The following is a 13,189-nucleotide window of genomic DNA, read 5'->3' as shown; positions in this document are numbered from 1 at the left end:
ACGTTGACGAAGATGCTTCGAAGCTGCGCGGTATTCCGAATTTTGGCCCGGCGCTGCGCGTTCCCGAGCAGCTCGAACCGCGCCACCTTAGTTCGACTTTCATCAAACGTCGCTGTCTTTTTGGTTTGAAACGACTGGGAAGTGAAATTGATGGTTTAGCCAGTGCCGTAGAGGCACGATTCCGTTTAAATCACATGAAATCCATCCTCGCACTTTTTCCTCTCCTCGCCATCACGGCTTTCGCCGAGCCGGCGGCTCTTTTCAACGGCAAGGACCTCTCCGGCTGGACCACCGATGTTCCCGATGCCGATAAAAAACCGGACATCGAGCCGAGCTTCATCGTCCGCGATGGCAATCTCGTCTCGAAGGGCAAGCCGCTCGGCCACTTGGTGACGGACAAGGATTACTCCGACTACAAGCTCACGGTGGAATACCGCTTCACCGGTAAGGCCGGGAACTGCGGAGTGCTGGTCCACGCATCGAAGCCGCGCGAACTGTACGGCATGTTCCCGAAATCGATTGAAGTACAGATGCAGTCCGGCCAAGCCGGGGATTTCTGGTGCATCGGTGAAAACATCGAAGTGCCGGACATGGAGAAGCGTCGCCCTCACAAGGAAGGCCAGAAATTCGGCGGCGGTCCCGATGACGCCCGCAATATCAAGAACCTGACCGACGACTCCGAAAAGCCGCTCGGCGAGTGGAATACCATGGTCATCGAGTGCAGGGGCAACGAGATCAAGGTATGGGTGAATGGCACCGAGGTGAATCACGGCAGCAAGTCCACTGCCAGCAAGGGCAAGATCGCCCTGCAGGCGGAAGGCACCGAAGTCGAGTTCCGCAAGGTGGAGCTGGATTCCCTGAAGTGAAGCATCTGCGGCCACTGCTTCTGATTTTACTGCTGGCGGGCGGGTGCGAACGAAAGGCATCCCCCGCCAGTTCTCCTTTGTCGCAGGACCAGGCGCCTGGATTCTGGATCTGGCATCGCTCCAGCGCCTTGGCTGAGCGTGAGACCGCCTCGATTCGAAAGTCCGGGAGCGGTCCTCTCTACCGGCAGATCGTTGAATTCGGCTGGAGGAATGGCGAATGGTCGCCGCGCCCCCTCGGCACCGCGGATGTCTTGGGCTCCGCCACCCCGGTGCTCCGCTTGGATCCTGGCCCCGCGATGATGGAGCAGCCGGATGCAGCTGCCTCCTTGGCCAAATGGCTACGCCATCACTTCGATGGCAAAGTCCCGTCTGCAATCCAACTCGACTACGATTGCCCGGTCCGCCTGCTGCCCCGTTTCGGAGTCTTTGTTTCCGAACTCCGCTCGGAGCTCGGCTTGGAAAAGGTCTCGGTGACTGCCCTCGCGAGTTGGATCGATTCTCCGGCATTTCCTCGCTTCTCGGAGACGGTCGATGAGCTGGTGCCAATGTTCTATGATCTCACTGCGGATCCTCCCGGCGACGTCGTGGCAGGGAAAGTCGTGCCGATGGCCGGGACGGACACAGCCCGGCGGATCGAGCGCTGGAAGAAGTGTAGGAAAACATGGCGCGCAGGCTTGCCGAACTTCGAGCGGCTCACGCTTTTCAAGGCGGACGGCAGCTTGGTCGGCCACTTGCGCCAATGGTCACCGGAAGCCTTGGCCGACATGCAATCCTTGAAACCGCTTTCCGGTTTCAGCGGCGGAGCTGCCTATCGCGCGGACCGGTCGATCAACTTTCAGGGAACCTCGGTCGAGGCGGATCAGCTTCTGGTCTGGCGTGCTCCTGACAATGAGGAATTGAAGCACTTGATCCGCACATCTTTTTCGTCCGGCGCGAGCGGTATCGTATGGTTTGCACTTCCTGGACCGGGTCTCCGTACATCCCGCTCGCCGCAACACCTCGCGGCGCTTGCAAGGAGTGAATCACCGTTTCCTTCCATCAAGGCAACGCGCGATTCCGCAGGCAGGATCATCCTGCGAAATGAAGGCCCCGGTGACCTCGTGATGAAGCCCGGCGGCGAAATGCACCAGCTGGCTCTGGAGTCGGATCGGCCGGGTTCGTTCGCACATGCCGGGCCGGGTGATTTCTTCCGCACCTCGCTCCCGGAAGGCAGTCCGATCTCCATCAATTTTTCACGAAAAATAGTGATTCATTTCGCCGGTTTGGGAGTAGATGAAGAAATCGCAAGTGAGCCCGGCCTAGTCCCCGTGAAGGATCATCAAGAGCTCCGCTGGTCACTCGATGCTTCTCCACCACAACCACTCCCATGAACCGTCGCGTCCTTCTGTTGGCGGCGCCCTTCGTCCTCGCCTGCGGCCCCTACTTTTACCAGGCACCGCCACCGCTGGACCACTACCCGCAGCGCTATCCCGGGAAGGGTTGGCGCGAGCTCTTCGCCGAGGCAAAGCCAGCCGCGGCAGATGCGGCGAGCATGGCGGACATGATCCGGAGATGCGGGGAACTCACGAAGGAATTGCCGCCGCTCCCGGTTGCGGAACGGTTGGCGAAGATTGATCAAGCTCTTGAGAGGAATCGTGAAGGTGACTTCCGCCTCAGGGTTGCGAACTATCTGATCGAGCTGCGTGAGATCGCCAGCGACGACAAGATCATGTCTCTGGCTGGTCCTTATCTCGACTGGCGGCTGGGCAAGCTGGGGGAGCGTGCGGGCTTCATCAGCTCACCGCCTTCCAAGCGCTGGAACATGAGCGAGCAGGACTATGCTTTGGCGATGCGGGGCTACGAGGAAAGGATCGGAGCGGGAGTGGCCGAGCTGGATAAGGCGATGGCGTCTTCCGCGGAGGAGTTGAAGCCGAACTATGAGGTCCAGAAAGCGGCTTATCTCTACGAAAACGGCAAGCTTGCGGAGGCGGCCGAGGCCTTTGGAGCGGTTGTGACTACTTGGCCGGATCATCCTCGGGCGGAGGTTGCGCGGTTGATGAAGGGAAGAAGCCTTCTGGAACAGTCGCGCCGGCTGAATCGGCAGACTCCCAAGGTGGATCGCCATGAGGTGGAAGCACTCAGGAATGCCGCGACCGAAAACTTCCGTGTGAACATGGAGCGCTATCCGCAGGGGCGCTTTGTGGCGGATCTCCGGGGTTGGCTTGCTGCCGTATCGGCGGACCGGGAGGACTATCCCACGGCCATTCGACTCCAGTTGGAGCGTCTTAAAATGCAGCCGAGCCGTGAGGTCGTGAGATCGGTGATGTTGGAGTGCGACAAGTTCTTCGCGGAGCTCTTCCAGCAGGAACACGACACTTATCAGATGACGTTGCTCGTTGAGGCGATGCCTTGGGCGCAGATCGCCTCCGAGCCAGCGATCGCCCGCCTCTTCGTATTCCAAGCTCTGGACCCCGCGATGCGCTCCCAGATGATGCCGGGAGTCCTTGGCTTTGAGGAAGAGGGGGATGCCGTGAAGTATGTGCGGAGCCTCAATGATCGCGCCCAGCCTTTCGCGAAGGAGGGACTGGTCTCCTTGGGGAAAGCGGTGGTGAAAACCATGGCGGGGCAGCCTGTCGATCCGGGTTCGCTGCAGATTCTTGGTTGGGCGTCGCTTCAGGAGGGCGAGCCAGAGCAGGCGAAGACTTTGTTTGAGCAGGCCTTGAGACAGCGGCGATCCGACGAGCTTCTCCACGGCCATGCTTCGGCGCTTGCCGCATGCGGCCGCTATGGGGAGGCCGCTGCGGTTTATCAGGCATTGCGCAGTGAATTCCCGGATAGCGTGATCACCAGGAACACCGCCTTCGACCAAGCAATCGCCCGCTTTCGTGGAGATCAGGCAGGCGAGGCCTTTTTGGACTTGCTCGTGCTTAACAAAGGATACTTCACCGGCGACGAGAGGCCTCCCTACCTTCATCTGCGAAAGGAGCTGACGCAGTGGATCGATGCTATCGCCCAGTTCGGCTCCTTGGATCAGCTTGCGGCTCCTTTGGGAAGGTTGCCTGACGACAGCCGGGAGGCAGAGCTGCTCCGCGGGATTGTGAGAATGCGGGCCTTGGCTGCGGGTGATTTTAACATGGCCCGTCGCTACCTCGATCCCTTCGTGACCCAGCCCACGGAGGGCCGGTATCCGGATTACTATGTTCCCCGTTTCTCGATGGACCAAGCCGGCTGGCAACAGGAGATCGAATCCCTCGCCGGAGCGATTGAGATCGCGGAAGACGCGGAGAAGGAAGGGAAGGATGTATCGGCCCAGCACCTGAGGATTGGCCGCCGTTGGAAGGAACTCCGTGGGAAAGTCACGCTCCCGCTCCAGGACTGCTTCGACTATGCCGGAAGCGAGCCTGAGAAGATCGATCTCATCCGTAGGAAGAACGGGGCATTCATGGGCTTGTCTGAGAAGGCGATCACCGAGGAACTTGATTCGCGGGATGAACTGGTCCACGCCTTGAAGCACTTCCTGAAAGCGGCAGGGTCCAAGGCACCAGAGATTGCAGCCCCGGCTCTGGAGGAAGCGAATGAAGCCATCTTCCGCTTGGCGGAGTTCTCTCATTACCGCTTGGCACGCGCGGTGGAAACGGATGCCGCCGCGCTATCAGCAAGTCTGGTTGGGCGTCTGCGAAAAGATTATCCGGCAAGCCCGGAAGCCTTGCGGGCAGCCACCTGGACTTTCACTCCTCCGGGAATGACCCAGCCTTGGATGGCCGGTGATTATTCCTCATGGCGTGCGGCCGAGGCGATGGCTTGGGCGATAAGTCATCCGGACGGCTCCCGATGGTCTTGGTACGAGGCGGACCCGAGTGCGGAGGGCGCGGCAAAAAGGATCATGGATGGCATTAGAAGGCTGCCAACTGCGGACGAAGCCGGAATAGAGGACATCAGGTCTCGCTTGGCCACATGGCAAAAGGATTTCGAAGAACTGCGTCCCAAATTGGTGGCGGACACGGTGCTCGTGACCGTCAATCACCTTGATGATCTCACGATTGCAGCCTCCGTTCCCGGAGTCAGCGCGGATCTGTTCCGGCGCTATGCCGACTTGCGCTTGAATGATGTGCCTCCGCCTCCGGCGGACGGGGACTGGGTGCCTCTAGCCCCTTTGCTTGCGGTTCTCCAGCGTCATCATGCGGGAGGCTCCGAGGAATCTTGGCGAACCTATCTCCAGCAATATCCTGATTCCCCGAAGGCCGAGGCAGTTTCCTTGGTTTTGCTCCGGCAGCAGGTTCGCCGATATTGCCGTGTCCCGCAGGTCCGGGGTTTCGAGTTTCCGGAGGCACCGATCCCACGAGGATACAAGCGCATGAGTAAGGGCCTGAATCCAGACCGCTCTGCCTTGGTGGGCCTAGACGACGAGATCGAGGTCTTTCAGAAGCGCTTCCCGAATGGCCGCTATGCCGCGGATGTGAGCTTGCTCAGGGCAAGTGTGGCGATCGAAGCACGGAACTTCGAACGTGCTCTCCCTGATCTCGCGAGCGTGCTTTCCGATCCCTCCCATCCGGAACTCCGGATGGATGCGGCGCTGCACCTTGCGGACTGCGGCCTGCGACTGCTGGATCCAAACGAGAGGCGGGCGGTCGCCGCCGCATTCCGGAAGAATCCGGCGGCGATGCCTTTCCTAAGGAATCTGGTCTATGGCGATACCTGTCTCTTCCGCCTGCGTCCGATGATGAACTGGCTGGAGAACGGCTAGTTAGTCTCCTGCCTTGATCGCGGTCGCGTTCACCACAAGTGCATCCGCCGTTGAGCCTTCGGCGACCTTCCCGGTCACGGTGACCTTGGCGAGTTTTGCCAAGCCACCGGTGCCTTCGAGGTTCTCCTTCAGCACGCGGCCATCGGCTCCCACGATCTGGATGGTGGCGGTGCCTGCCTTGATCTCTTCAGAGGTCTCGCAGCAGACGTCCCATGGGGTCTTGCACTCGTCGCCGGGCTGCTCATTGCAAGGAGTGAGTGTCTCGGTGTCACCGAGGACGAAGGCGGCGCGGCCGGAGACGAAGGGGGACTCGGTCCCCATGATCTTGCCGGAGATCGTGATCTCGTCGCCGGGCTTCACCGAAGTGCGGACGACGTGGATCGCCTTGGCTTCCCCGGAAGGGGCTGCGGCCAGGATCTTGGAGAGTTCGGCGCTAGGAGCGGCAGAGCTCGTTGCTGGTGCGGATTCGGCTTTGGTGGCTTCCTTTTCCTTGCAGGAGGCGAGAAGAGCCGCTGCAGCAGCGAGGATGATGATGCTTGGTTTCATGTTGGTTCGTGGATGGATTCAAGAAGATCGAAGAGCAGTGGGAAGGGCGGGCTTCAGGCAGCGGATCGCCGGCGGAAGCGCACCGATCAAGCCGAGGAGCAGGCCCGTGAGAACGCCAGTGATGGCGACTGCCGGGCTGATCTCGAGGGTGAAGGCACCGATCGAGAAAGGAATGGTGCGGCCATCCAGCAGCAGCACTGCAATCACCGAGGCGAGCAAAGCGCCGGTCAGGCAGGCGAGGGTACTTTCCTGAATCAAGCTGGCGAGCAGCGAGCCACGGCCGAAGCCGATCGCCTGAAGTGTCGCCATTTCCCTGACCCGTGAGGCGAAAGCCGCGTAGAGCGTATTGATCCCGCCGAAGAGCGCTCCGGCAGCGATGAGGCCCGCGGTGATCCAGGTCATCGCGCGCAGCGGCTTGAAGAAGGTGCTAAGTCGCGCGTAGTAGTCGCTTTCCCGCAGAGCGCTGAGTTCCAGATCGAGGCGCTGCTTGGCGAAAAGATCGGCTTCGGAAAAGTCCTCGGGATTGTCGAGCCGCAGCACCACGCAGGACACGGTGTCACGTTTCGCGAGAACCCGGAGATCGCCGAGCGTGGCCCAGATTTCCGATTCAAGCACCGTGCCGGGGGCTGCAAAGCTGCCGGATATCGTCAGCTTTTGGCCATCCAGCACGATGGTCTTTCCGGGCTTCAGGGCGTTCTCGCCGATGCCCAGCTTCCGCCATGCAAGCCGGCCAACCATCACCTGCCCGGCGGCAGGGAAACTGCCCTCGGTCACCCGGACCTCGGGGTGAACCCTCAGGGCCTGCCCCGTGACTCCGCGGAACATTGCTTGCTTGCGGATGCCTCCCTCGAGATCGACGAAGTTCATGTAGTGGATCTCGTTGGAGACGGCGCGAACACCGAGGGTCTCATTGATGCCCGGCACCGCCGCTTCGGCGATCCCTGCGGCGGTCTCTGCGACCTCGCTGCGCTGGATGCTCTCCTCCGACCCCGCGCCGACGAAGATGACATTGTGCGGCGAACCGGAGGCGGAGAGCACGCGTTTCATCCCCGCATTGATGGCCACCGCGGCCATGACCAGCAGCACCACCAGGGCACTGCCCCCGATGGTCTGAAGCAGCCGAGATTTTGAGCGGAAGAGGTTCCGCACCGCATAGTTGAAAGGCAGCATATCAGCCTCGGAGGTTTTTAACGATTGGCTGGGTCATCGCTTGGAAAGCAGGCCACAGCGACGCAAGGACACCCAAGATGAGGGCCGAGAGGATGCCGGTGGAAATCACGGTAGTGTCCGGCTGGATCGCCAGCGTTTGTCCCTCGTTCCCCATCGTGAAGCTCTGCCAGCGGAGAAACGCGGCGGAGAGACCCACACCGGCAATCCCGCCGATCAGCCCGAGCATGCCGCCTTCACCTACCACCAGACAGGCGATGGCTCGTCCCGGGTAGCCGAGGGTGCGGAGCACCGCATTTTCTTTCACGCGACCGCGCACGACCAGTAGCAGCGCATTCGCCACCAATGCGGTCACTGCAAGCACGGCGCCGACGCCGAGCCAACGGGTGAAGCCGATGATCTGGATGAGTTCCCCGGCGGTCTCCGCGAAGAAAGCTTTCTCGGGTCTCGTGTCGGTCGGCTGCTGATCGGAGTGGAAACGCTCATCGATCGCCTTGGCCACGGGGGCGAGATCTTTTGACGAATTCACCCTGACATTGAACTGCGTGACTACACCGAGGCCCGCCTTCGATGCCTGTTGCAGGAAAGGCAGCTTCACATACGCGACGTTGTTATCCTGCGGGAAAGGGGAGCGCAGGATCCCCGAGACCGTGACGGTCACACCGGCTCCATCGAAGCGATCTCCAGGCTTCAAGCCACGCCGATTGGCGAAGACCTCGCCTACCAAGGCTCCATCCCCGCGCTTCTGCCATTCCGCCATGCTTCCATCGATGATCTGGATCTCCGGCGCGAACTTGGCGAACTGGTCGTCAGGCACACCACGGAAGGTGATCACGTCTAGCGACGCACCGCAGTTGTTCACGACGATCTGCACCGGGATCACCTCGCGAACGCCGTCAATCTGCCGGATCTCGTCGGCATAGTGCTCGGGCAAGCGGCTCGCCGAAGGGCAAAAGCGGTTCTGGCGATAGACCACCAGCGTCGTGTCCGCGGCGCTCGCTTCGGTCGCCTTGGCAAGTGAACGCTGAAGGGTTTCCACCGCGGTGTAGAGGAACATGCCCGAGGCCACGCCCAGCACTGTCAGAAGTGAACGCACCTTGTGACGCACCAGCTGCGTCCAGGAGAGCTTCAGCAGATTCAGGATCCAGTTCATGATACGAGGAGTCCTTTCTCAAGGTGAAGGGTGCGGTCCGCGGACTCGGCAGCGCGGGGATCGTGGGTCACCATCACGATGGTCTTGCCGTGCTCGCGGGAGAGCTGCTTCAGCAGATCCAGGATCCGGGTCGCGGATTCGCGATCAAGGTCGCCAGTGGGTTCGTCGGCTACCAAAAGTGAAGGATTGGCCACCAGCGCCCGGGCGATCGCGACGCGTTGTTCCTGGCCGCCGGAGAGTTCGGTGGGCGTGTGATGCATCCGGTCATGCAGACCGACGAGTGAGAGTGCGGATTCCACGCGGACGTGGCGCTCCTTCTTCGACATCGGCGAGAGCAGCAGTGGCAGTTCGACATTCTCGAAGGCGGTCAAGACCGGCACCAGATGGTAGAGCTGGAAGATATAGCCGACTTGGGATGCCCGCCACTTCGTCAGTTCCCGGCGGGAAAGCTTTGCGAGTTCCTTGCCGGCAATGACCAGCGAGCCTTCAGTCGGCGAGTCGATGCCGGAGAGCAGATTCAGAAGCGTGGTCTTGCCAGAACCCGAGGGCCCCATCAGCGCGAGGAATTCTCCGCGCGGGACATCGAGGTCCAGCTTCTCCAGCGGTGTGACCACGTTGTTGCCCTTGCGGTAGCTCTTTGACAGGCCGCGGCATTGGATCATCGGTTCGCTCATTGGGTGACAAGGCTGGGGTTGACGCGCTGGCCTTCATCGAGGCCTTGGGGTGAAAGGACGACATGCTCGCCGGGCTTCAGGCCCTCCGAGATGCGGACCATGCCTTCGCGGGTTTCGTTGCTGGCTTGGATGCTGCGCTTGCTCACGCGTTTGCTTTCGGGATCGCAGACCCATGCCGCCCCATCGGCCACAGCTTCCTGCGGAATCCAGGTGGCGAGCGCACCGCCGGCTTGGGTGAGCATGGAGGCATTCCCCATGAATTCGACGCGGCAGAGCATTTCCGGGCGGAGTTGGTCGATGGGATCGAGGATGCGGACCTTTGCTTGCAGCGTATTGCGTTGGAGATCTGCCTCACCGGTGATGCGGGTGACCTCGCCTTCGAAGATCTTGTCGGGCAGGAGTCCGCAACGGATCTTCGCTTTCTGGCCCACGCTCAGGTTTGCGGCATCGGCGAGCGGGACATCCACGCGCACCTGGAGCTTCGCGGGATCGTAGAGCGTGGCGATGGTGGAGCTTTCGGCTTCGTCCATCTGTAGCATCTTCTTCTGTCCGGGAGCGGCATTCAGGCGCAGCACCCGGCCACTGATGGGGGACGGGATCTTGGTTCGCTCAAGGGTCAGCTTGGCCTTTTGGACAGCGACCCATGCGCCATCGATGCCATCGCCCTTGGCCTTGGTTTCCAGATTGACCCGGTTGATCTCGGCTTCCAGTTCCGCGGCCTCGGCTTGGGCTGCGAGATGGAGGGAGCGCTCCCGCTCATAGCGGAGACGAGCGGAGACGATGTCCGATTCGGAGATGGCAGACTTGAGGTTCTTGATCCGGGAATAGCGATCCTCTGCCTCGTCCTCGGAGCTTCTGGCCGCGGTGATCCGGGTGGCCGCGCCCTCCAGTTTCTTCTTCAGAGTCTCGATGGAGGCTTGGTGAGCCTCGCACTCGGAGACCATGGCAGCGTGTTGTCGTTCTGCGGCAGCAAGAGCGAGTTTGGCATCGGCATCGATCAGCGTGGCGAGTGGATCGCCTTCTTTCACCAGTTGGCCCTCCAGGACCATCACCTTGTCGACGACGCCATCGATCAGGGCGGTGGCTTTGACCGGCAGCGGATCCGCTTCAATCCAGCCGCTGGCTTGGAAAAGCATGTTTCCGGGTGAGGCGGAGGCCGACGCGTTCTTCGCATCGCCGGTGGTGGTGAGCACCACGGCGGTTTTGACGTCCGGGGCGGGAAGCAAGCGGTCCCTGAAAAGGGCGAGGAAGAGGACAGCAAATCCAAGGGCAATGCCCGAAGGGATCAGCCAGGCAGGCATTCGCCTGGCGGGCGTTCCGCCACTTTCCGGGCGGGTCAGAGAATCAAGGGAAGGGGTCATGAAAGGGAATCAGTGAAACTGCGCCTGCGAAACGGGCAGGCAAAAGGGCCACGCGAAGGCATGGCCACGAACGAGCGGGGAAGGCCGCCGTCTTTACAGTCTCCAGATTCCGAGCACGGCTCGATGCGCCGTGGGAGTATCAGGCCCCCGGATCGGCGTCGCCGCGATGAAGACCTGCTCCACCACGGGTGCCATTACCGGCGCCATGAACATTGGTTCCGGAAGATCCATCACCAAGGCCGGTGGCACGCTGTCCGGCGAGGCGGGCGGCGTGGCATCGGGGAGGTGATCGACCTCCAGGCAGCAAGGATCGCCCTCGCTCTTCTTTTCACGGCAGTCCGGGCAGCATGACTTCTTCTTCGATTCCTTGCTGCAGGTGTCAGATCCCTGGATCAGCACCTTGTGATCCAAGACGCAGAAACGCACGGGGGAGCCAGCCAACGGGATAATCATCCCGAGGCAAGCCAGCAAGAATGCTGCAATCACCCGTCGCATCTTCGTTATCAGTCGCACCGGTGGGAGTCAGGGGTCAAGGGGATATTCCCCAAGCCTTGCTCCCGTTTCACTCGATATAGCGCTCCAGAACCTTCAGCAGTTCTCGCATTTTTCTCCGGCTCAGCTCGGCGTCCGGGGTGTGCTCGAGGCATTCGTGCGCGTGCTGGCGGATGAGAACTTCCGAGAAGGACTTGAGCGCCTTCCTTACCGAAACCACCTGCATCAGGACGTCCGGAACCTCTTGGTCCTCCTCCACCATCTTCTCGATAGCGGCGACTTGGCCGGCGATTTTCCGGAGGCGCATTTTCAACGCCTTTTTCTCTTCGTAGGAATCCAGATGCATGTCGGTCGGTGGGACGGAGGGGTCTTGAAGTAGGAAAGTAAATCACGCAATTCCCGGCTTGTCGATAAGGGGGTAGGGGGTATGGTCCTTCCTGTGACCGATTTATCCCAAGCACTGGCCGGTGGCGCGACGAATCTCTGGGTTTTCATTCCGACTGCGATTTTGCTCGGTGCCTTGCACGGGGCGGAGCCGGGGCACTCGAAGACGATGATGGCTGCCTTTATCATCGCGATCCGCGGCACCATCCTGCAGGCGGTGCTGCTGGGAGTTTCCGCCGCGATCTCGCACTCGCTGGTGATCTGGGCGCTCGCCGCGCTGGCCTTGCGCTTCGGGAGCAAGTGGAGCGCAGAGGCGACAGAGCCCTATTTCCAGATCGCCTCCGGAATCATTATCCTCTGTTTCGCGATCTGGATGTTCTGGCGGACCCGCAGGGATGTGGCGGCGCATCACCAGCACCATCATCACCATGCCGAAGAGGGTGCGAAGGTGATCAATACGGGGCACGGGATCATCGAGCTTGCCGTTTTTGAGGACGGCGTGCCGCCGGTCTTCCGCCTCAAGTTCAGCGAGCATGGAAAAACGAAGGTGCCGGATCCTTCCTCGGTGGAAGTCGAGACCACCCGGTCTGACGGGAGCAAGCAGGTGTTCCATTTCGTGACGAAGGAGGGCTTTCTAGAGTCGGTGGAAGAAGTCCCCGAGCCGCATGAGTTCGAGCTTTCGATCGAGGTTTCGCATCACGATCACTCGCATCGCTACAAGGTGTCCTTCAGAGAAGATGGGCACGATCACGGGCACTCTCATGATCATGCTCATGGTCACCACCATCATCATGATCACGAGCATGCTCACGGTCATGGGCATGACCACGGTCACCACCACCACCATCACGACGAAAGTGAGGACGAGTATCAGGACGCGCACGAGGCGGCTCACGCGGAGGACATCCGCAGGCGCTTTGCGAACCGGACGGTGACCACGCCGCAGATCATTCTCTTCGGCCTCACGGGCGGCCTGATGCCCTGTCCTGCCGCGCTTACCGTCCTGCTGGTCTGCATGCAGGTGAAGCAATACACGCTGGGCTTCGCCTTGGTGGCGGCTTTCAGCTTCGGGCTGGCGCTAACGATGGTCTCGGTAGGCGCGGCAGCAGCGTGGAGCGTGCGGCATGCTGAGAAACGCTTCAAAGGCTTCGGAAACTTTATCCGGAAGGCTCCTTATTTCTCGAGCGCCCTGCTCGTGCTGCTTGCCTGCTACATGGCCTGGCACGGGTGGCAGGGGCTGCAGGGATTGCATCAGCATTGAGAAATTAAAAAGGGCCTGCGGGTTTGGAGACGTCAACCTTTCCCCGCAGGCTCTTTGTTTATTCAATCAGTGGAGGTGTAGCTCGAAGCGAGCAGTCACCGCCTTGGCGTCCGGAGTCGCCTTGATCACGAGGATCATCGGGACGTGCGCACCTTCCGGCAGGGCCTTGTCGGAAATCAGGACATTGGCGTCCTTGTCCTTGCCCGCGGTGAAGGTGAGCTTCACCGGATTGGAGCGTTCTCCGCTGGTGCCGGTGACGACCTGCTTCTCGAGATCCACAGCTTTGCTCTCCTTGTCGAGGAAGACGATGCGGGCCTTGCGGCCTTTGTCCACGGAGACCTCGATAGCCGGGGTTACGGAGTCGACGATCATGCCTCCGTTCGGGCCCTTCTTGCCGTGGTCGTGCTCATCTTCATCGTGGTCGTCATGATCGTGATCATGCGCCGCGTGCTCTTCCTTGGTCTCCTTGGAGTGGTCATGCTTGTCCTCGGCGAAGGCCAGGGGCGCTCCGAGCAGTGCCAGCAGAATCAACAGGTTTGGTTTCATGGTTTTCGTATTGATG

General features: G+C 60.8%; 12 protein-coding genes. 4 read left to right on the top strand and 8 right to left on the bottom strand.

The window, feature by feature from the left end; all coding sequences use genetic code 11:
• Positions 1-194 precede the first annotated feature (194 nt).
• The 3 genes from HHL09_RS09050 to HHL09_RS09040 are packed head-to-tail and all read left to right on the top strand — an operon-like array spanning position 195 to position 5,589.
• On the top strand, positions 195-866 hold the full coding sequence (locus HHL09_RS09050) for a 3-keto-disaccharide hydrolase (protein ID WP_169454235.1): 672 nt from the start codon (positions 195-197) through the stop codon (positions 864-866).
• Positions 863-2,236 (top strand): DUF3142 domain-containing protein, encoded by a 1,374-nt coding sequence (locus HHL09_RS09045; RefSeq protein WP_169454234.1) that lies wholly within the window; start codon positions 863-865, stop codon positions 2,234-2,236. The genes HHL09_RS09050 and HHL09_RS09045 overlap by 4 nt, the downstream gene beginning before the upstream one ends.
• Positions 2,233-5,589 carry a tetratricopeptide repeat protein gene (locus tag HHL09_RS09040; protein ID WP_169454233.1) on the top strand — a complete coding sequence of 1,119 codons (3,357 nt, stop codon included), beginning with the start codon at positions 2,233-2,235 and terminating at the stop codon, positions 5,587-5,589. The genes HHL09_RS09045 and HHL09_RS09040 overlap by 4 nt, the downstream gene beginning before the upstream one ends.
• Here HHL09_RS09040 and HHL09_RS09035 read toward each other — a convergent pair whose 3' ends face one another.
• The 7 genes from HHL09_RS09035 to HHL09_RS09005 form a co-directional block, all read right to left on the bottom strand.
• Positions 5,590-6,135, bottom strand: a complete 546-nt coding sequence (locus HHL09_RS09035; protein ID WP_169454232.1) for a hypothetical protein — start codon at positions 6,133-6,135, stop codon at positions 5,590-5,592. It abuts the gene before it with no gap.
• An 18-nt stretch (positions 6,136-6,153) separates the two neighbouring features.
• Positions 6,154-7,305, bottom strand: a complete 1,152-nt coding sequence (locus tag HHL09_RS09030) for an ABC transporter permease (protein WP_169454231.1) — start codon at positions 7,303-7,305, stop codon at positions 6,154-6,156.
• Between the two features lies 1 nt (position 7,306).
• Positions 7,307-8,455 (bottom strand): ABC transporter permease, encoded by a 1,149-nt coding sequence (locus HHL09_RS09025; RefSeq protein ID WP_169454230.1) that lies wholly within the window; start codon positions 8,453-8,455, stop codon positions 7,307-7,309.
• On the bottom strand, positions 8,452-9,129 hold the full coding sequence (locus HHL09_RS09020) for an ABC transporter ATP-binding protein (protein WP_169454229.1): 678 nt from the start codon (positions 9,127-9,129) through the stop codon (positions 8,452-8,454). Before HHL09_RS09020 ends, HHL09_RS09025 begins: the two co-directional genes overlap by 4 nt.
• Positions 9,126-10,490, bottom strand: coding sequence for an efflux RND transporter periplasmic adaptor subunit (locus HHL09_RS09015; RefSeq protein ID WP_169454228.1), 1,365 nt, complete (start codon positions 10,488-10,490; stop codon positions 9,126-9,128). Before HHL09_RS09015 ends, HHL09_RS09020 begins: the two co-directional genes overlap by 4 nt.
• Before the next feature lie 93 nt (positions 10,491-10,583).
• Positions 10,584-10,943 (bottom strand): hypothetical protein, encoded by a 360-nt coding sequence (locus HHL09_RS09010; RefSeq protein ID WP_169454227.1) that lies wholly within the window; start codon positions 10,941-10,943, stop codon positions 10,584-10,586.
• A gap of 109 nt (positions 10,944-11,052) precedes the next feature.
• Positions 11,053-11,328 (bottom strand): metal-sensitive transcriptional regulator, encoded by a 276-nt coding sequence (locus tag HHL09_RS09005; protein ID WP_169454226.1) that lies wholly within the window; start codon positions 11,326-11,328, stop codon positions 11,053-11,055.
• 93 nt (positions 11,329-11,421) lie between these two features.
• Between HHL09_RS09005 and HHL09_RS09000 the strand changes: the two genes are divergently transcribed.
• Entirely contained in the window at positions 11,422-12,627 is a 1,206-nt protein-coding gene (locus HHL09_RS09000) for a nickel/cobalt efflux transporter (protein WP_240963761.1), read from the top strand.
• Between the two features lie 66 nt (positions 12,628-12,693).
• Here the strand turns inward: HHL09_RS09000 and HHL09_RS08995 are convergent, their stop codons facing one another.
• Positions 12,694-13,173: a hypothetical protein gene (locus HHL09_RS08995; protein WP_169454224.1), complete on the bottom strand. Its 480-nt coding sequence runs from the start codon at positions 13,171-13,173 to the stop codon at positions 12,694-12,696.
• Positions 13,174-13,189 lie beyond the last annotated feature (16 nt).

The sequence above is a fragment of the Luteolibacter luteus genome (genome assembly GCF_012913485.1).
In the GTDB taxonomy this organism is placed as follows: domain Bacteria; phylum Verrucomicrobiota; class Verrucomicrobiia; order Verrucomicrobiales; family Akkermansiaceae; genus Haloferula; species Haloferula lutea.
This window is presented reverse-complemented; position numbering and strand designations above follow the sequence as displayed.